Here is a 19,163-nt window from a genome sequence, read left to right on the forward strand (position 1 = left end):
AACAGTCAATGGGCTCTGGGACCGCATCGGTAAGATGGTTGAACTCATCGAACCGCAAGAGGCTCAGAATTACTTCAACTCGTGCGGATATGATCCAACTTGAAAGGGAAACGCTCTAATCTGATTAAATCAGATCGACGTTCTCACCATAAGTTTTAACGCGCATCTTATCCGAAAACCGTTCCAAACTTTTCGGAATGCGCGTTAATGCAGACTTTCTAAATAAAATAACTTATCAAAACTTACATCTACTTGGTGATTTTGACATCGCCAAATAAGTAATATTTATCTTGTAGGAAAACTTATGTTTAAAAAATTAACAGCCGAGTTTATCGGCACATTCTGGCTTATATTCATTGGTTGCGGTTCCGCGATTGTTTCCGCAGCATTCCCTAATCTTGGGATTGGTATTTTAGGGATAGCTTTTGCATTTGGTCTGAGCCTCATGACAATGGCTTATTCAGTTGGTGGAATTTCAGGTGCCCATCTCAATCCTGCAGTGTCGCTGGGATTGGCTGTTGCGGGCAAATTTCCAGCCAAATCTCTGGTTCCCTACTGGATAGCTCAGGTAGCAGGCTCGGTTGTTGCCGCTGGCGTTCTCTACATCATCGCCACTGGCAAAGCCGGGTTTGAAATCGGCGGTTTTGCAAGCAATGGCTACGGTGAACTATCACCGGATCACTACAATATTCTTTCCGCCGCGATCGCTGAAACTGTTTTGACAGGCATGTTCATCTTTGTCATCCTGAGCACAACATCGTCGCCTGCATTAGAAAGTATCGCACCGATTGCCATCGGCTTGTGCCTTACAGCGATAATTCTGATGTCTGGACCAATTGCAAACACATCTGTCAATCCAGCTCGGTCAACAGGTGTTGCGCTATTTGCCGCTGTTCCAGCTCTTAGCCAACTTTGGCTTTTCTGGGCGGCGCCATTACTCGGTGGTGTCCTAGGTGGAAGCGTTTGGAAACTTCTGTTTTCAAAATAAAAGACTCTTATAGTATATCAATACAGAGTGACCTTCATGTTTTAGAAGGTCACTCTGACAGTTAATTAGCATCACTCTTATATATTCGTCGCTATCCGTCGCGCTTTGAGCCTTAACCTCACGGCCGCACGGATGCTGTCTGTGTAAGAAGAGCTGAACTACTATCTTGATAATTCAAGGCTCGCTCACATCCATGCCGGGTCTGTTCCCAGCAGCATTCACCACGTAACCCGTTGCATCAACTCAGACCAGCCCTTCTATTCCCAGTTAAAAGGCCCGGTTAATTATCCGGGCCTTTGTTGTTATGCGCCGTAAGGCACCCAAATGTTTTTAACCTGTATAGCTTTGCGCAAGTAGTCGCGGCCCTGCGCCTCCTGGGTGTTGCTCCAATTTGGCAAACGGCCATTGCTGACCCACGTGGCCTTGAGGTTTCCAGCCGATGCCTTCTCCACCATAGCGCTGCCTTCCTTCGAGCCAAAATACCAAAGGGCTGCCACCTCGTCGTGCTCGGCAAGGGTTTTTGTCAGCAGGTCACGCTCGCCGGCAACGATATTCACGACCCCGCCTGGCACGTCCGATGTATCAAGCAGCTGATAGAAATCGCCCGCAATCAACGGATGACGGCTTGAAGGCACGACCACCGTGCGATTGCCCATGGCAATGGCAGGCAGCACTAGCGAAACGAGTGAGAGCAGCGGCGCCTCATCCGGGCAGACAATTCCCATCACACCCCATGGCTCGTTCATAGCGAGCGTCACATGACGCGATTTGGTCGAATGGACTGCACCGTCGAACTTATCAGCCTGTGCCGCATAATAGAAAATCCGGCGCAGCGATGCTTCAACCTCGTCAGCAGCTTTCTTTTCGCTCACGCCGGTGCTTTCCACGAGGCAATGGATGAAGTCATCACGGCGTGTATCCAGATTTTCGCCAAGATAATAGAGCACCTGTGCACGGTTATGCGCTGTCGCATTGCTCCAGCCTGATGCTTTGGCTGCGGCTTCAACCGCATTGCGAATGTCCTTGCGGTTGCTGATGCCAGCCTGACCAATGACGGCACCACCTTTGCCTGTAACCGAATAGCTGTAACCGCTATCGGGACGCGCCTGCTTGCCACCAATATAGTTCTTCATCGTGCGATCGATGCCATGAATGACAATCTTTTCGCTGCCCGATGGCAAGGCGGAAGGGACAAAATTTTCAAGAGGCTTGAGAGCGACGAGCGCCTTTTCCCAGTCGGCGCTCAGATATTCGTAAAGACCTTCGCGTGCCCCTTCACGGCCATAGCCACTTTCACGATAACCGCCAAAACCTGCACCCGCATCGAGCATATTGGTGCAGTTGATCCAGACAACACCGGCTTTCACGCGCGCCGCAAGATCAAGTGCAACATTGATGTTCTCTGACCAGATCGAGGCTGCAAGACCGTAACGCGTATTGTTTGCAAGCAAGACGGCTTCATCTGGTGTACGGAAAGTTGTGGCAGCCGCAATCGGTCCAAAGATTTCAACCTGACAGACGGTGGCCGCCTGATCGACATCAGTGAAGAAGCCGGGTGCGATGTAGTTGCCCTTGACAGGCAGGGGATTTGGGGTCTGCCAGAGTTGACCGCCCTCCTCCACGCCTTTCTGGATTAAATCAGAAATACGCTTCACCTGCGTGGGCGATACGATCGCCCCAACATCTGTGGATTTATCAAGCGGATCACCAACACGTAAGGTTTCAAGGCGCTTTTTCAGCTTGGCATAAAAGCGCTCTGCAATGCCTTCCTGCACAAGAAGACGCGAACCCGCACAACAAACTTCGCCCTGATTAAACCAAATCGCATCAACCACGCCTTCAACCGCAGCATCAAGATCAGCATCTTCAAACACGATGAAAGGTGACTTGCCACCAAGCTCGAGCGAGAGCTTTTTGCCCGACCCTGCAATCTGCTCGCGAATAATGCGGCCCACCTGCGTTGATCCGGTGAAGGCAACTTTATCGACGTTTTCATGGCCGCAGATGCTTGCACCCGTTGTGCCATCACCCTGCACGATATTGACCACCCCCGCAGGAAGGCCGACTTCATGACAGATTTCAGCAAAGGCAATGGCTGTGAGAGGGGTGAGATCCGCAGGCTTCAGCACCACAGTGTTGCCGGCAGCCAAAGCTGGCGCGATTTTCCAGGCCAGCATCAACAACGGAAAATTCCACGGAATCACTTGCCCGCAAACGCCAACGGGTGAAAAGCCCTTGAACTCATCTTCGACCATCTCAGCCCAGCCGGCATGATGGTAAAAATGGCGCGCAGCCAGCGGAATATCGATGTCGCGGGTTTCACGCAGCGGTTTGCCATTGTCCATGGCTTCGAGAACCGACAAAAAGCGCTCACGCTTCTGGATGTGGCGTGCAATGGCATAGAGATATTTTGCGCGGTCATGACCGGAGAGTTTCGACCATTTGCCAAAAGCGCCACGCGCAGCTTTGACAGCCTGATCAACATCTTCCTCTGTACCAAGCGTGATCTCTGCCAGCTTGTCGCCATTGGCAGGATTGGCCACAGCAATGGTCTGACGGCCTTCCGGTTTGACGAAAGTGCCGTTGATATAATGACCGAAAGAACGGCCGTGCTGTTCCAGCCACGCATTCACATCGCCGTTTGCTTCCGGGGAAGGTCCATATTCCATGGTCTTCAGAATGTCCTTGATAGGTCGCATTTATAGTATCCTTATGCAGCAGCGTGACGGTTGGCGCTCGAATAGCGTCCGGTCACGAAGTGCTCCAATTGCCGTTCAATATCGCCAAGCATCGACGAAGCCCCCAGGCGAAACAGATCCGGTTCCAGCCAACGATTGCCGAGTTCCTCTTTCATCAAGATGAGCCAGGCCAATGCATCCTTGGCGCTCTTCAAACCACCGGCTGGCTTGAAGCCGACGATCTGACCGGACAACTCGCCATAATCACGCAAAGCCCGCACCATGGTCAGACTGACCGGCAGTGTCGCGTTGACATCTTCCTTGCCGGTCGAGGTCTTGATGAAGTCGGAGCCTGCCTGCATCGCAACCATTGACGCGCGATAGACATTGGTGAGCGTGTTGAGATCACCGGTTGCAAGAATAGCTTTCATATGCGCCTCGCCACAGGCTTCGCGCATGGCGGCAATCTCGTCATAAAGCGCTGACCAGTTTTGCTTCAGCACATGCTCGCGGGTGATCACAATATCGATTTCATCGGCACCCTGCTCAACCGCATAGGTGATCTCGGCAAGCCGCAGCGGCAGTGGGGTCAGCCCTGCCGGAAAGCCGGTCGCAACTGAGGCCACAGGAATGCCGGACCCTTCAAGGGCTTTGACGGCATGCGGCACCATGGTCGGGTAAACGCAGACCGCCCCCGTCGTAATGCCGGCATCGCCAAGGCCGAGCGCTTCAAGAATATCATCCCGCACAGGACGCCGTGCCTTGGCGCACAATCTGCGCACGCGGCCTTCCGTGTCATCACCGGCAAGCGTGGTCAGGTCGATACATTGCACCGCCCGAACAAGCCATGCGGCCTGATATTCTTTCTTGATCGAACGGCGCGTCGACAGATTCACCGTGCGACGCTCGGATGCACTGCGGTTCACAACAACATCTTCAAACCAGTCAGGCTTGAGAAGAGTGCCAGTGTTGCGGGGAAAATCCATGGTCGTTTCAGCCATAATCTCGCTGGAAGAAACCATTGTAAAGCTAGCAGGCATTGAGACCGTCATCCTCGGCCCTTTCTATGATCGATAAATCTGTTGAGAAGAATGGCGGCGACAATAATGACCCCGGTCACCGTCATCTGATAGAAGGAACCCCAACCAAGCAGATTGAAGATGTTTCGGAGCACCTGAAGCAGCATTACAGCAAAGAACGTGCCCAATATGCTGCCGCGTCCGCCAAAAAGGCTTGTGCCACCCAGCACAACGGCGGCGATTGCATCCAGTTCAAGCCCTTGTGCCGCCGTGGGTTGTCCGATGCGCAAACGGGAGGTGAGCACGATGCCAGCGATCGACGCCATAAGGCCTGAAATTGCAAAGACGGCAATGATCATGCCCCGGGTTGGCAAGCCGGAAAGGCGTGCTGCTTCAGGATTTCCACCCGTCGCATAGACATATTCACCAAACACCGTATAGCGAAGAACCAGACCTGCGATGATACAAAGCGCAATGAAGATTATTCCCATAGAGGCTATGGAAAAGCCGGGGAAAATGGGAACCATCGTTGAACTGATCGTTGCAAAGCCTGCCGGTAGACCGCTCACAGGCACGCCATCGGTCAACAAATATGTCAGGCCGCGAAACGAAACCAGACCTGCCAGTGTGATAATGAAACTCGGCACCTGAGCGAGCGCTGAAATGGCGCCCATGGCAGCGCCGCAAGCCATGCCTGCAAAGGCGGTCACAGCAACAGCCACAACAGGATCATAGCCCTGAGCCATAAGCACGGCGACCAGCATGCCGCACAAGGCCGCCACACTTCCCACCGACAAATCGATATTCCCTGTCAGAATGACGAATGTCATGCCAACCGCGACGATGCCAACAACCGACGCCTGCTGAAACAGGTTCGCGATATTGCCAAATGTAAGAAAATTGCTGGAAAGGGTTGCTGCAATCGCCACAACCAGCAAAAAAATGACAATAAAATTATACTCAACTGCCAGATTGATCAGCCGCTTGCTCAAGGAAGCACGGCCTTCGGGAACGGCAAACAAGGGTGTGTCAGTGCTGGACATGGTAACTGTCCCCCAGAATTGTTGTTTTCAGGATCGTGTCACGATCGGTTTTTGAAGGATCGTAGCGCGCGATAATCCGGCCCTCATGGAAGACCCAGATGCTGTCGCAGGCAGAATAAAGTTCATCGAGTTCGCTGCTGGCGACGATAACGGCAGCACCTTCATCGGCAAGACGATGCACCAGATTGTAAAGATCGGCCTTGGCTCCGATATCAAGACCGCGACTAGGTTCATCGAGCAGAAGGATGCGCGCACCATTGATAATCCACTTGGCCAGAACAACCTTTTGCTGGTTGCCGCCAGAAAGCTGAATCACGGCCTGTTCGGGAGAACCATATTTTGTTGAAAGGCTGGCAAGAATTGGCCGCGTGCGTTCTTTCTGAAAATTATGGCGTGTGAGCCAGCGCGAACGCATCGCAGGCAAGGTTGCGTTCTTATAGATCGGTGCATGAAGGATAAGCCCTTCCGTCTTTCGATTTTCCGGCACCAGTCCCAAGCCGGATTGAATGGCGTCAGACGGATAGCGCGGCTTGAAAGGCTTGCCATCCAAATGAATATCGCCCTGAAAAGCGCGCGCGCCAAACAATGACTTTAGAAAACTCGTGCGACCGGAACCATTAAGCCCGGTCAACCCGCTCACTTCCCCCCACCGCAGTTCAAACCCTTCAATATGAAGCCCTTCGTCCCCCTTGAGGCTCGTTACTTTCAGCGCCACATCACCGGCGACCGGCGAGCGCTCCTGCCGTTCCACCAGCGAGCGCTCGCGGCCAATGATCGCCCCGACCAGCGCTTCATCGCCGGTTGAACTCAAATCAAAAGTTTCAATCGTCCTTCCACCGCGCAAGACCGTCACGCGATCGCCGATTTCGCGCAGTTCGCCAAGACGGTGGCTGACATAAAGGATCGCGACCCCTTGGCGCGTCAGATCGCGAATAACCTCGAAAACGCTTTTGAGTTCGGTTTCATTCAGCGCTGCTGAAGGCTCATCCATAATAATGATTTTTGCATTCATGGTCAGCGAACGCGCGATTGCGGTGAGTTGCTGATTGGCGACCGAAAGCGTTTCAACGCGCACATCCGGCGCAAAATTCGCCCCCACCCGCCGCAATGCTTCAATGGCCTTGCGCCGACGATCCTTTTTCCTCAAAAAACCGAAACTTGCCGGCGCATGCCCAAGAAACATGTTTTCTTCGACGCTGAGCTGCGGAACCAGATCAAGCTCCTGATAAATCATCGAAACACCAAGGCGGGAGGCTTCCGACGGTGATCTTGGCGAAACAGTTTTTCCGTCTATCGCAACCGTTCCGGTGGATGGGCGCAGCGCACCGGCAATAATCTTGAGAAACGTCGATTTGCCAGCGCCATTTGCGCCCAACAGGCAATGTATCTCGCCTTTTTGGATATCAATTGAAGCATGCTCCAACGCAACAATGTTGGGAGGAAACCGCTTGGAAACATGGCTTACGGACAGAACGCTATGGGACATTTGAAACCTCAAGGGCATGTCTTGCTGTTGCCTCGTCCGTCACGATTACCTTGAGGTATCCTGCTGCAAGGGCTGCAACGGCGATATTGTGTTTTTCGGGACCGGAAACGACGCCGATGCTGTGTTGCTTCTTGCAAAGGGATTCAAGACGCAGACCAAGGGTACGATCATCGATGGCGCTATCGACGATGACGCCTTTTCCATCGATGAAGCGTCCAAGAATATCGCCCACAGCACCTGCGTCACGCAGACGATCAATATCGCTTTCAGTCAGGTAGCCTGAGCTTAAAAGGACAGACTGATGCGTGATCCCGCCCATGCCGAAGCAAACCGTTTCGGCTTGTTCGGCCAGTTCCATCACACGTTCGACAATCGGGTCTTCCTCCAGCGCATCGCGCGTGGTTTTCTTACCAAGAATGGCCGGGACCGGCAGCAAAGTGGTTTTGCCATTGCCTGCGGCGGCGGCAAATTCTTCGGCAACAGCACTGGTTCTGACCGTCGTTGAATGCAGATGTGTGGACCCATTCACAAGAACAACATGCAACCCGGGGCACCAGTTGCCCGGCAAGAACTTGGCCAGAGCCGACATGGTGCGCCCCCATGAGACACCGATCAGCGTTGGCTTAGGATGCATGGCGGCCAGATAATTGGCTGCTGCCTGTGCAACACTTTCCATCAGTAGACTGGAATCGGTGCTATCACCCGTCGGTACTACAATCGCATCAAGAAGGTTATATTGCTGTTGCAGCATGATCTCGAGTTCGGTCCGCCGCTGCGCGCGCGGCGTGATCTCTATCCTGACGACACCGAGTTCTTTCGCTTCCGTCATAAGCCGTCCGACCTGCCAGCGCGTCAGCCCCAGCTCCTTGGCGATCTCGCTCTGTGTCCGCTCCATTTCGTAATAAAGCTTGGCAACGCGCACCATGAGATGCTCGCGCTGTTCGTCGGAAGGAAGACGGACGGAAGGGTTCAAACGGCTGTCGTTCATATTGGAGCTCCTGTTGCCTGTCGCGCAGACAACCGATGCAGCGTGGGAGTCAGCGCTGCAGTTGCTTCGCGATAAAGCTCCAATGTATCTGCGAACCAGCTGCTGCGCACCGCATTGGGATGCAATTCCTTTGTATATGCAGCGCAATTTTTTGCAGCCGTCATGAGATCGGGGAAAAAGCCCAGAGCATGTGCCGCACTGACGGAAGCACCAATCAGCGAAAGATTATCGCTTTGCGCAACCAGAACAGGACGCGCAAGTGCATCGACCGTGGTTTGAAGCCAAAGCGGATTCTTGCAAATGCCGCCCGCCATAACGATACGGTCAATCGTGACATCGCGCTTTTCCAGAGAATGCAGAACATTGGCCGAGCCAAGCGCAATAGCATCAACGGCGGATGCATAAATATCGGCCCTGCCATGTCCAAGCGAAAGCCCCAGCATGGCACCGCGTAAATGCCCATCACGATAAGGTGTCCGATTCCCCATCCAGTAATCAAGCGTGAGCAGGCCGGAGCCAGCTTTCTGCGCGCTACTTGCCTGCTGAATGAGCGCCCGATGTTCTTCCGCATTGAGCCCGAAAATCTGACCGCTCAACCAGTTGAGAATGGAGCCGGTTGATACCTGCCCCGCTTCGACAAGCCAGAAATCATCCAGCAACGCATTAGGGTATGGTCCCCAGAAACCGTTGACATCACCATAACCGGAAAGATGCGTGAGAAACACGTTGGACGTGCCACCAATTGCCAGCATTGAGCCAACGTCAACCGTATCGGAACCCAGCATGCCGATATGGGCATCAATACCGCCCTGCGCGATGATCGGACAGGAAGAAAGACCGAGCGCTTCAGCGACGTGCTTTTGAAGAACGCCGATTGTTCCTCCCACAGGAATGATGCGCTGCGGGAGTTTGTCGATAAGTTCTTCAATACCGAGCTGCTGATAGACCTCGGGGACGAACCGGGATGCGAAGGAATCGTAATTCCACTTGCAGGCCGCGTTCATGCGCGAGCCCACCCACTCCCCCACCAATCGAAAGTTAATAAAATCAAGCGCTTCACAAATGATATCAGCGCGCGCATAGATTTCCGGCTCATGGCGTGCAAGCCACATGGCCTTAGGAACAAGCCACTCAACGGCATCCCCGCCACCGCTATAAGCCATGACCGGATGATCGATTTTACTGGTGGCCTGTGCTTCGGCGGTTGCCCGGCAATCCATCCATAAAAGTGCAGGACGCAGCGGCTTGCCATCCTTGGTGCACAGGGCGACAGTCGACGCGGTGGTCGCAACACACAGAGCGGCGACATCATGGATGCCACTTTTATCGATTGCCTTTCGACCGGCGATCAAAAGCGCATCCCACCATTCATCAGGCTGCTGTTCGGCCCACCCGGCACGCGGATAGATTGTGCTGTATTGCACTTCGGCAACGGCCACCATGTTGCGCTGCGCAAGGTCATAAACACCCGCACGCACGCTGCCGGTGCCAAGATCAAAACTAAGAACATATGTCATGTAAATCCTCCCTATACCAACTCCCGATTGGTATACTAGCGCCCCGTATAATCAGGGGCGAAACATGACTTTCGAAAAAAACAGCGCCTTGTCAGATTTGAATTTATCGAACATTCCCGGAAGCTCCGAGAGGTCCAGATCATGACTGATCATGAACTCCCACTTCAAATCACCCGACCCCAGCTTCTCCAGTGTCACAGTCCATTGCGGACCCGGATATGGCGCGCCGAATGAATTCCACGAACCATGCAGCGAAATTTCCTGACGCAGAAAATGCTGGAACGTTTTGGTCTCCAGCGTGACATCAGCAACCGGAATGCCGATGAAGACGACATGCCCACCGGGAGCCGCCAATTTGACCGCCGCATTGATCGATGATGGATGCCCCGCTGCTTCCACAATAATGTTGCAAAGCAAACCTGCTGGAATATCCTCTTCCGGCAGGAATGTGTGGCTGGCTCCTGCTTCACGGGCAAGGTCAAGCTTCTTTTGTGAAACGTCGATCGCAACGACCTCACTTGCACCCATCAGTTTCATCCACTGGATCGCAAACAGACCAATGGGACCGCAACCGATTACAGCTCCGCGCTGACCGATTGTTACGCCACCGGCTTTCCAAATCGCATGAAGGGCAATGGAGGCCGGGTCTGTCATGGCAACCGCGCGCGGATCAAGCCCCTTTGGCGTCTTCAAAAGATTTTCTACGGGAACGCAGACAAATTCTGCATACGCACCGTCTCTGCGTGAGCCAAAATAATCATAATCGCGGCAGCGCGAGAACTGACCTCTTTGACATTGATCACATTTCTGACAGGGCAACATGGGTGGAATAGCCACCAGTTCACCCAACTCAAAACCCTCAACGCCCTCGCCTATCTCGGTAATATGCCCCGAAAACTCATGCCCACAGATAATAGGCATTTTATGCGCACCTTTGATGAGCATACGCGGCAAGTCAGACCCGCAAACACCAACGGAGGCCACCCGTATCATCACATGTCCCGGGTGCAGCTCTGGGGCTGGTACATCTTCGATACGAATATCGCCGGGCGTATATAATACTGCTGCGCGCATGGAAAAATCCTGAGTCATTTTGAGATTTGAAGTGGATCTGTTGGCAAGGTTTGGACAAAAGTCAGCCACGCGAACCGCTGTTTTTTCACACCAGCGGCCCGTTTTACTTCTTCAAGCGCCCCCTGCCTGAACGCTTGAAATTGAGCTGATTACTTTGCGAGAACCTCTGGACGGTACTCGGCAAACAAGCCCTCATGCGGGAACTTACTCACATTGTCTTTTGTGACGACCTCCGTTCCGGCATCAACGAACTTAGGCACATCTTTCTTTGCAGCCGCCTGAACGGCAACCTGAATGGTTACATCACCCAGATATTTCGGATCATTAAGCGCCGTTGCTATGTAATGATCCCCTTTCGACATTGCCTCAAGCGCTTCAGACAATCCATCGACACCCGCAACGGACACATCATTGCGGCCGCTTTCCTGTAAGACCTGCAAAGCACCGAGCGCCATATCATCATTATGTGCGTAAACGACTTTCACGTCAGGATTAGCCTGCAACAAGTCCTGCATCGCTGTCACAGCATTGGCCCTTATATATTCAGCATAAGGTCCGGCAACAATCATGTGCTTACTGCCTTCAAACGCCTTATGAAAACCGTCGCGACGATCCATCATCACCGCGCCACCAGCATCACCCTGAATTTCAATGATCTTGGCACTTTCAACGCCATCGGCTTCCAGCTTGGCAAGAACGGCCTCCCCGACGCGCTGTCCCATTTTCTTGTTATCGCGCCCGATATGCGCAGTCACACCATCGCCATTAACACTGCGGTCAACAGTTATAACCGGAATTCCGGCACTCACAGCCGCTTCAAGCGATGGCACAACTGCATCCGGATTAACCGGATTAATGATGATCGCATCCACGCCCTGCGTGATGAGATCCTGAATATCGTTGTTTTGCTTGCTCACATCACCATTGGCGTCAAGAAAGACAAGCGAATTTCCCGAAGCTTTGGCAGCGGCCTCAGCACCTTCCTTCAACTGAACGTAAAAGGGGGACTGTAGTGTTACTTGGCTAAAACCAATTTTAAGCCCATCGGCAAAGGCGATGGACGGCAACATCAAAGACGTTGAAAGGGCTGTAAAAGCCACGAGCAGAGTACGGCGATTGAGCATTCTTTTCCTCCCTAAGATACTCGAATCAACAAATGTGTATTTAATGCACTTTTGTTGATTTTGTTCTAAAGCAGAATGGAAAACATGTCAATTGCCCGTTGTCAGGGCCGAAACAACGCGAATAACGCGACAAAAGCAGTGACTTTCCGCCCTTCATGGCATCAATATTTCTTTAAAACGCGTGCTAACGTGATTGAAACTGATCGAAACGCGCTCTAAAGAAATGTTTAAATGGGCATCTTATCCGAAAGCCGTTTCACGCTTTTCGGAATGCGCTCTCAACAATGCTCCCAAGTGAAGAAACGAAGGCCAATTTCCGGTTTAGTTTTTGGTAAGCTGTTGTAATAGCAATTGATATGGCTCCCATTCGGGACTCATGATAACGATGATTTGAGTGGTTTGTTTTCAACGCCAGCAAGCAAAGAGAGAGCGTATTTTAGCCAGTTGCAACTGATGCTAAAAACGGCTTTGCTCTCTTAGCGAGTGAGGCACAGGATATATTGCGTATGCGTTTGAACTATCCATGGCAAAGGCTTGCGGGCCTGCCGCGATTGTGTAAGCAGATCATCCTGCTTATAAGCGACTGTGCTCTGCTATTGCTCAGTGCTTACCTTGCCTTTGCCATGCGTCTGGGTTTCGTTTTTGTACCCACGCAAGCCCAGCTTTTTCTTATTCTGATAACTCCCTTTCTCGGTATTCCCGTCTTCGTTCGCTTCGGACTTTATCGTGCGATAATCCGCTATCTTGCAGAGCGCTCCATCTGGCCGATTTTTCAGGCAACCGCTATTGCTGCACTGTTCTGGGTGGCGCTTGTGTTCCTCATGGAACTCTATGGCGGTTCAGGCCTGCCCCGCTCGGTGCCTTTGTTATACTGGCTTTTGAGCACTGTTCTTATTTCTGCAAGTCGATTTGGCGCAAAATGGCTTCTGCGTCATGCAGACACCACAAAGACCTATTCCAGTACTGCTCTCATTATCGGCGTTGGCGAACCGGGACGTCAGCTTGCTGCCGCTTTGCGAAGCCACAGCGACACCCAGGTGATTGGATTTGTCGATCCCAACAACAAACTAAACGGCATGGATATCACGGGACTGCGCGTTTATCCCGCCAGTCAAATTCCTGAACTCATTGAGAATTACGGCGTTAAACAGGTCGTTATTTCCGAACCCGAATTGTCGCAGGAACAGAGGCAGGAACTGGCTCGTCTGCTGGGCCGTTTGCCGGTCAGCACGCGCATTCTTCCTCCAATTGCCGACCTGACGGCGGGCAAATATCTGGTCAGCGCATTACGGAATGTCGAGATTGACGATCTTCTCGGGCGTTCCCCTGTACCGCCGGATACCAATCTTTTGCGCGAAGTCGTTGAAGGGCATCGCATCATGGTCACGGGTGCGGGTGGATCAATCGGCAGCCAGCTTTGCCAGACAATTGCTCAATGGAATCCCGAGTGCATTGTTCTCTTTGAATCAAGTGAGTTCGCTCTTTATCAGGTGGAGCGACAGCTCAAGCAGATTGCAGGCTGCGAAGTGATCCCGGTTCTGGGTTCAGTGCAAGACATACACGCCCCTGAAAAAGCCATCCGACAGTATCGTGTCGATACTGTCTACCATTGCGCTGCCTATAAACATGTTCCGCTTGTGGAAAAAAATGTGTTGGTCGGCATTTGCAACAATGTCTTCGGCACGCTCAATGTTGCGGCAGCAGCGCTTGCAACAGATGTCGAGCGTATGGTGCTTATTTCATCTGACAAGGCCGTTCGCCCTACAAATGTGATGGGCGCGACCAAACGCTGGGCAGAACTCGTCGTATACCACTACGGAATGCTTGCCGAAAATGCCGGCCTGAAAAAGTCTTTCTATTCCGTCCGTTTCGGCAATGTTCTGGGATCAAATGGCTCGGTTGTTCCACTTTTCCGCGAGCAAATCACCAATGGCGGACCAATTACACTCACCCATGAAGACATGACACGCTATTTCATGTCGATCAAGGAAGCCGCCGAACTGATCGTGCAATCTGGTGCCATTGCTGAATCAGGCGACACCGTTTTGCTGGAAATGGGCGAACCAGTGAAAGTTCGCGACCTTGCAGAAAACATGATTCTTCTGGCAGGCCTCACCGTACGCAACGCGGATAACCCCAACGGTGACATTGCGATCGAAGTGACTGGCATTCGCGAAGGCGAAAAGATGTATGAAGAACTCTTCTACGATCCATCACATGCACAGCCCACCCGCCATCCAAAGATCATGCGCGCACCAAAAGGTAAGAAAGCGGATGTAGATGTGATAACAAGCCTGAATGCATTGCGCGCCGCAATGGAAACGGAAGATGTGGATGCCGTGCGCAAGGTACTTTTTGACGTTATAGCTTTCTGAAGCGCCCACGCAGATCCAGCAGCAGGATCAGCACGGCAACAACGGCCACAAGCAAAAATATAACCTGCGATAGCAAATGATCAAAATGCAACATTGCTGTGGCACACAGGACCAAAATAACATTTAAAAGCGCGATATGACTGACGACTTTCAGCACGCTCCAGCCGGATCTCTTTGCCACCTGATACGCATGTTTTGAATGGGCTTTCAGAATATTCTCTTTGGCGACCAGGCGCAGGATGATCGTCGTACCAGCATCAAGCAGGTAATATAGTGGAAGCATGAGTGCGACCACGACATGCGTTTCGCGTGCCAGCAAAAGCAAGGCTGTGCCTGCCAAAAGGCCCAGCGGCAAGCTGCCCGAATCGCCAAGGAATATGCGTGCCGGTGGCCGGTTAAAAAATGCAAAGCCGAACAATCCACCCGACAGTATCGCTGCAAGCGCTCCGCTTTCAATACCCGATAGATGTAGCATCGTCAGAAAGGCAACCCCCATCAAGGGAATACCAAGACCTGCAACGGTCATCAAATCCAAGCCATCCATGAAATTCGTAATGTTAATGGCGGTAACCAGAAAAACGACGATCATTACCGCCTCAAACCAATGGGGAAGCAAGGCAGGCAAAAGCCGGAAGTCAGGCCCCAAACCGTAGAGCACGAGGCAACTGGCCAATATTTGCGAACCAAAACGCAGATAAACGGGCAGCTCAAACCGATCATCCAAAATACCGATCATCCACAACAATGCGGATGCCGATGACAACCAGATTATCAATTCAATAGGGATTTCGAGGTCCGCTCCAAACATCAACAGAATGGCGAGCGCTGCGGGAACAAGAGCAAGTCCACCAATTTGTTGCGCTGGGATGCTGTGGTTTGATCGCGGATTAAAACCTGCGGCAAGGAATGACGGCGGCAGGAAGACCGATAAGATGTAAAGTCCGGCACCACAAAGAATGGCGCTTGCAAAAAATGAAATGAAGAGCAAGGTCATTGTGAATACCGATGAGAAGCTTTCTGGCTGAAGGAGTTATCAGCTTTGCGGCTGGTGGCAAATAGTCTTTCTCGGAAAACGCCATGTCTTTTTGTTTGAGAGAACGCTTTAGGCTCTGTCTGCATTCAAGGAATCCTTTTAATATGTAATTCTGCTTCAATATTGTTGAAGGAGAACAGCCTTGAACAAACGAAACCTACAGATACACCATGGAAGGATAAGCCCCTTGAGAGAGCGGCCAGTGTTTCCGACGTCGACACCAAGGCTACACCCGGTTCCAGCCGTCGACGTTAGAGCATGTTCCGATCTGATTAAATGAGATCGGCGCTCGAAATCCGTTTCGTTAAGCATAATCTTATGAATTTTCGTTTCACTTTAACAGGATCGATAATTCAATTCAAATTCCCATGATAATAATTTAAATAAATCTAATATGTTTTCAACGTAAATTAGTTTTTGTTTTAAAAAACACCCTATTTATTGCGCTGCATTGACATTATTATATCTTGCTATACATTTCTCTACCATGGATATGTGATATTTACTTATATTGTATTTAATGTCTATGACCAGCTAAAGGGGCGATAATCTGCGTTAACAGGTTTTGAGTTACTGACCCATCTCTCTGATGGCGCATTGCCTGTTTTGATGACTCTCGACTGGTTTCAAGCTGAATGACTATTTATGCCCGTGGGTTGCCCGGCGGGTGGGAGACTTATTTGATGACGAAGTCCGATTTTTATCACCAGCCCGTGCGTGCAATGTTGCTCTCCAGTGTCGCCGTCGGAGCTTTGCTGTTTGCAATTCCGGTAAACGCTGCAGATCGCTGTGAGGCAGGCAGCTTTTATTGCGAGGTCAGCAGAGCTTCCGCCAGCGCCACCATTGTTACCGACACATGGAATGGCACGACCGACACTGACTGGTTCACGGGATCAAATTGGACTTCAGGAAATGTGCCAACAGCCGGGAGGGCGATAATCAGCGGAACCACGGCCGCCACAGCCCCAATCATTGAAGGAAAAACCGCCACATCTGACTATTTGACCATTGGCAGCGGTGAGGACACAACTCTCAAGACAGGGAGCCTGACCATAAAAAATGGCGGGCAACTGAAGCTGAATGGCGATGGCGACAATAACACTTACAGTTACGTATCAGGCGATAATCCGACTTTAACCGTAACAGGCAAGAGTTCGAAACTGACATCCGACAACGCCACTTTGGTAATCGGCAGTGATACTGACCCACTTACAGGTAATGGCACTATCAATGTCCTTGATAGCGCTGCCGTCGACCTTGCTGGTCTTTCAGGTGGTTCTGACAGCAGCGGCTCGTCGAAGCCTTCAAATGTAAATGTGAACGATGCTACGCTTATTTTAAATAATTTAAATTTTGGATACGGAAATATAACTTCAAATATTGATGTAACCAATCACGGAGTACTCGTTGTAACAAAAAGTGGAAAAATATTAAATACTTCAGTTACTGTAAGTGGGAGCGGATCACAGATAAGTTTTATGGGCGGTGTTTTTGAACAAATATCAACCGATCAAAACGCAACAATAAATGTTCTTGAAGGAGCTATATTTAAAATCAACAATACGGAACATGACTATATTGTCGGAGGAACAACAACTGTTGACGGCAAAGAATCTGAATTCAAAAATCTGTCCAATCTTCACAAAATTATTTTTGGGAACTCCGGAAACTCATCCAACAGCGTTTTAACTGTTTCCAACTACGGCACATTTCATACAGAAGCCCCTCTGCAATTAGGCAACCCCGCTGGCCGGAAGATCTCCACATCAAATGGGACGCTGAACGTTGGAGCCGCAGCAGACGCTCAAGCCACTGCGCCAGGTATTGTGAAGGCGACTAACGGTATAATAATGACCGCTGGCGCGACCATCAATTTCAATCATACCGATACAAGCTACGAGTTCGGCTCTGCAATGCGCGATGCCGACCCACAGTTTACCGGCGTTATCAATCAGATATCCGGCACGACCATATTGACAGCCGACAGCAGTTTCACAGGTGCAGTCAACATTACGGGAGGGGTTCTGCAATTCGGTGCTAATAGTAAAGCAGGCAGTCTGGCAAGCAACAATATCAGCACAGGCATCGACGGTGCACAAAAAGGGACATTGGCTTTCAGTCGATCAGACGTCTATACATATGACGGGATCATTTCCGGCACTGGAAATGTCAAGAGTGTCGGCTCAGGCACAACAGTTTTGTTCGGGAATAACAAGTATTCCGGTGGGACCGTATTCTCGAGTGGTACACTTTCGGTGAATTCTGAGAATAAGTTGGGCGATGCGTCCGGCAAACTTACGTTTGACGGCGGCATATTGCAGATCACCGGGACATATATGAACACTACAAGCCGCAACATTGAATGGGACGCAGGTGGCGGCGGATTTGACATCGACGAAACGCCCAACACGTTCACGCTCAATCAGAACTTGGGAGCAGGCGGTGCGCTGACAAAGCTCGGTGATGGCACACTGGTTTTGTCTGGCACCAACCTCTATAAGGGCGGCACCAACCTCAATGCGGGTACTTTGTCGGTTTCGTCAGACGATAATCTTGGCGATGCGTCTGGTGCATTGCGTTTCGATGGTGGCACGCTGCTGGTTACTGCCGATATGACTTCTGCACGTGCAGTGACACTGACCTCTGCCGGTGGCACGGTTTCGGTTGGAGATACCAAGACCGTTACGCTTACACATTTTATTGGGAATGCCGGTCTTGCCAAAGGCGCTTTCACCAAAGCGGGTAATGGTACGCTGATCACAACAGCTTCCAATAGCTATACGGGCGGCACGACGGTTTCCGGCGGCATTCTGCAGCTGGGTGACGGCACCACGGATGGTTCAATCATGGGCGATATTGCGCTTGATGGTGGCAATCTCGTGGTCGACAATACGGGGGCGACCCCGCTTTCCGGCGCCATCACCGGCACGGGCAGTGTCACACAGAACGGAGCTGGTACGCTCACACTTTCGGGCAATAACAGTTACGGCGATACATTTTTCAATGCCGGGGTCATCTCGATTGAGCAGGCCGAGAACCTCGGTTCAGGTGCACTTCATTTTAACAGCGGCACGCTGCGGGTGACCGGGACGCAATCCAGCAGTACCGATGACACCATTGATTGGGGCCATAATGGCGGTGGCTTTGACATTGTCGATCCCACCAACACCTTTACCATTACGTCTGCCTTTACGGGGCCAGGTCAACTGGCCAAACAGGGGGCTGGTACGCTGGCCTTAACGGGTGACAGCAGCGCCTTCCAGGGCAATACGCTTGTGAAGGATGGCACTCTGCGTCTTGATGGCGGCAAGCTCGGTGACGGAACCGGCACGGTCGATGTCGCATCCGGTGCGGCACTGGGTGGCCATGGCAGCATTGGCGGCAATACAACGGTTGAGGGGACTCTTTTTGCTCAGAGCGGACAGGTCCTGACTTTCTCAAAAGACTTGACGCTCAATGCAGGCAGCAATGTCGACGTGACGTTGAATGGCGGACCGTCAATGAGTGAGCTTTTCCATGTCAACGGCAATCTGACCATCGACGGTACACTGACCGTGAATAAGAATAGCCAGATGGATGTCGGGGTCTATCGTATTTTCCAGTCAGACAATCCACTGACCGATAACGGTATGCAGATGGCTGCGGGAAGCGATCAGGACTATAGCCTGCAAGTGCTGCAACCTCAGGGGCAGGTCAATCTGGTTAACAGTGAGGGTCGCACCATGTCCTACTGGGATGGAAGCCAGATGATAGGCGATGGCACCGTCCATGGCGGCGATGGAACATGGAACGCAGCGAACTCGAACTGGACCGACCAGAACGGCAACGGCAATACTCC

General features: G+C 51.7%; 13 protein-coding genes and 1 pseudogene. 4 read left to right on the forward strand and 10 right to left on the reverse strand.

The features are described from left to right. Together OPR82_RS21660 and aqpZ are read left to right on the forward strand one after the other, a co-directional pair. Window positions 1-103: pseudogene (locus OPR82_RS21660) on the forward strand (IS630 family transposase); the annotation flags it as partial. A gap of 201 nt (window positions 104-304) precedes the next feature. After that, window positions 305-988, forward strand: coding sequence for an aquaporin Z (gene aqpZ, locus OPR82_RS21665; protein WP_265987041.1), 684 nt, complete (start codon window positions 305-307; stop codon window positions 986-988). A 302-nt stretch (window positions 989-1,290) separates the two neighbouring features. On the opposite strand, the gene OPR82_RS21670 is transcribed toward aqpZ, so the two are convergent. The 8 genes from OPR82_RS21670 to OPR82_RS21705 form a co-directional block, all read right to left on the reverse strand. Further along, window positions 1,291-3,687, reverse strand: coding sequence for an aldehyde dehydrogenase family protein (locus tag OPR82_RS21670; RefSeq protein ID WP_265987042.1), 2,397 nt, complete (start codon window positions 3,685-3,687; stop codon window positions 1,291-1,293). Between the two features lie 11 nt (window positions 3,688-3,698). After that, window positions 3,699-4,667 (reverse strand): deoxyribose-phosphate aldolase, encoded by a 969-nt coding sequence (gene deoC / locus OPR82_RS21675; protein WP_265987057.1) that lies wholly within the window; start codon window positions 4,665-4,667, stop codon window positions 3,699-3,701. A 47-nt stretch (window positions 4,668-4,714) separates the two neighbouring features. Beyond that, complete coding sequence (locus tag OPR82_RS21680) at window positions 4,715-5,728, reverse strand: ABC transporter permease (RefSeq protein ID WP_265987044.1); 1,014 nt, start codon at window positions 5,726-5,728, stop codon at window positions 4,715-4,717. Further along, entirely contained in the window at window positions 5,715-7,214 is a 1,500-nt protein-coding gene (locus OPR82_RS21685) for a sugar ABC transporter ATP-binding protein (protein ID WP_265987045.1), read from the reverse strand. The genes OPR82_RS21680 and OPR82_RS21685 overlap by 14 nt, the downstream gene beginning before the upstream one ends. Then, the gene (locus tag OPR82_RS21690; RefSeq protein ID WP_265987046.1) at window positions 7,204-8,202 is read right to left on the reverse strand and encodes a sugar-binding transcriptional regulator; all 999 of its coding nucleotides are present in this window, start codon (window positions 8,200-8,202) and stop codon (window positions 7,204-7,206) included. The genes OPR82_RS21685 and OPR82_RS21690 overlap by 11 nt, the downstream gene beginning before the upstream one ends. Further along, entirely contained in the window at window positions 8,199-9,719 is a 1,521-nt protein-coding gene (locus OPR82_RS21695) for an FGGY-family carbohydrate kinase (protein WP_265987047.1), read from the reverse strand. The genes OPR82_RS21690 and OPR82_RS21695 overlap by 4 nt, the downstream gene beginning before the upstream one ends. Window positions 9,720-9,770: 51 nt before the next feature. Further along, window positions 9,771-10,793 carry a galactitol-1-phosphate 5-dehydrogenase gene (locus OPR82_RS21700; protein ID WP_265987048.1) on the reverse strand — a complete coding sequence of 341 codons (1,023 nt, stop codon included), beginning with the start codon at window positions 10,791-10,793 and terminating at the stop codon, window positions 9,771-9,773. Between the two features lie 149 nt (window positions 10,794-10,942). Continuing rightward, window positions 10,943-11,917, reverse strand: a complete 975-nt coding sequence (locus OPR82_RS21705) for a substrate-binding domain-containing protein (RefSeq protein WP_265987050.1) — start codon at window positions 11,915-11,917, stop codon at window positions 10,943-10,945. A gap of 506 nt (window positions 11,918-12,423) precedes the next feature. On the opposite strand from OPR82_RS21705, the gene OPR82_RS21710 reads away from it, so the two are divergent. Continuing rightward, a complete protein-coding gene (locus OPR82_RS21710) occupies window positions 12,424-14,292 on the forward strand; it encodes a polysaccharide biosynthesis protein (RefSeq protein ID WP_265987051.1) in 1,869 nt (622 codons plus the stop codon). On the opposite strand, the gene OPR82_RS21715 is transcribed toward OPR82_RS21710, so the two are convergent. Both OPR82_RS21715 and OPR82_RS21720 read right to left on the reverse strand, forming a co-directional pair. Continuing rightward, complete coding sequence (locus OPR82_RS21715; RefSeq protein WP_265987052.1) at window positions 14,279-15,286, reverse strand: MraY family glycosyltransferase; 1,008 nt, start codon at window positions 15,284-15,286, stop codon at window positions 14,279-14,281. The genes OPR82_RS21710 and OPR82_RS21715 overlap by 14 nt on opposite strands. An 844-nt stretch (window positions 15,287-16,130) precedes the next feature. Beyond that, window positions 16,131-16,298 (reverse strand): hypothetical protein, encoded by a 168-nt coding sequence (locus OPR82_RS21720; protein ID WP_265987054.1) that lies wholly within the window; start codon window positions 16,296-16,298, stop codon window positions 16,131-16,133. Window positions 16,299-17,175: 877 nt separating this feature from the next. Here OPR82_RS21720 and OPR82_RS21725 point away from each other — a divergent pair. Beyond that, window positions 17,176-19,163 (forward strand): autotransporter-associated beta strand repeat-containing protein (locus OPR82_RS21725; protein ID WP_265987056.1); only part of this gene is annotated, 1,988 nt, incomplete at its 3' end.

The sequence above is a fragment of the Ochrobactrum chromiisoli genome (assembly GCF_026241335.1).
Lineage (GTDB): Bacteria > Pseudomonadota > Alphaproteobacteria > Rhizobiales > Rhizobiaceae > Brucella > Brucella chromiisoli.

Coding starts and splice junctions, on each gene's coding strand:
- OPR82_RS21705 (WP_265987050.1), bottom strand. CDS start 11,917: ATGCTCAATCGCCGTACTCTGCTCGTGGCTTTTACAGCCCTTTCAACG.
- aqpZ (WP_265987041.1), top strand. CDS start 305: ATGTTTAAAAAATTAACAGCCGAGTTTATCGGCACATTCTGGCTTATA.
- OPR82_RS21680 (WP_265987044.1), bottom strand. CDS start 5,728: ATGTCCAGCACTGACACACCCTTGTTTGCCGTTCCCGAAGGCCGTGCT.
- OPR82_RS21700 (WP_265987048.1), bottom strand. CDS start 10,793: ATGCGCGCAGCAGTATTATATACGCCCGGCGATATTCGTATCGAAGAT.
- OPR82_RS21670 (WP_265987042.1), bottom strand. CDS start 3,687: ATGCGACCTATCAAGGACATTCTGAAGACCATGGAATATGGACCTTCC.
- OPR82_RS21720 (WP_265987054.1), bottom strand. CDS start 16,298: ATGATTGGGGCTGTGGCGGCCGTGGTTCCGCTGATTATCGCCCTCCCG.
- OPR82_RS21715 (WP_265987052.1), bottom strand. CDS start 15,286: ATGACCTTGCTCTTCATTTCATTTTTTGCAAGCGCCATTCTTTGTGGT.
- deoC (WP_265987057.1), bottom strand. CDS start 4,667: ATGGCTGAAACGACCATGGATTTTCCCCGCAACACTGGCACTCTTCTC.
- OPR82_RS21710 (WP_265987051.1), top strand. CDS start 12,424: ATGCGTTTGAACTATCCATGGCAAAGGCTTGCGGGCCTGCCGCGATTG.
- OPR82_RS21695 (WP_265987047.1), bottom strand. CDS start 9,719: ATGACATATGTTCTTAGTTTTGATCTTGGCACCGGCAGCGTGCGTGCG.
- OPR82_RS21690 (WP_265987046.1), bottom strand. CDS start 8,202: ATGAACGACAGCCGTTTGAACCCTTCCGTCCGTCTTCCTTCCGACGAA.
- OPR82_RS21685 (WP_265987045.1), bottom strand. CDS start 7,214: ATGTCCCATAGCGTTCTGTCCGTAAGCCATGTTTCCAAGCGGTTTCCT.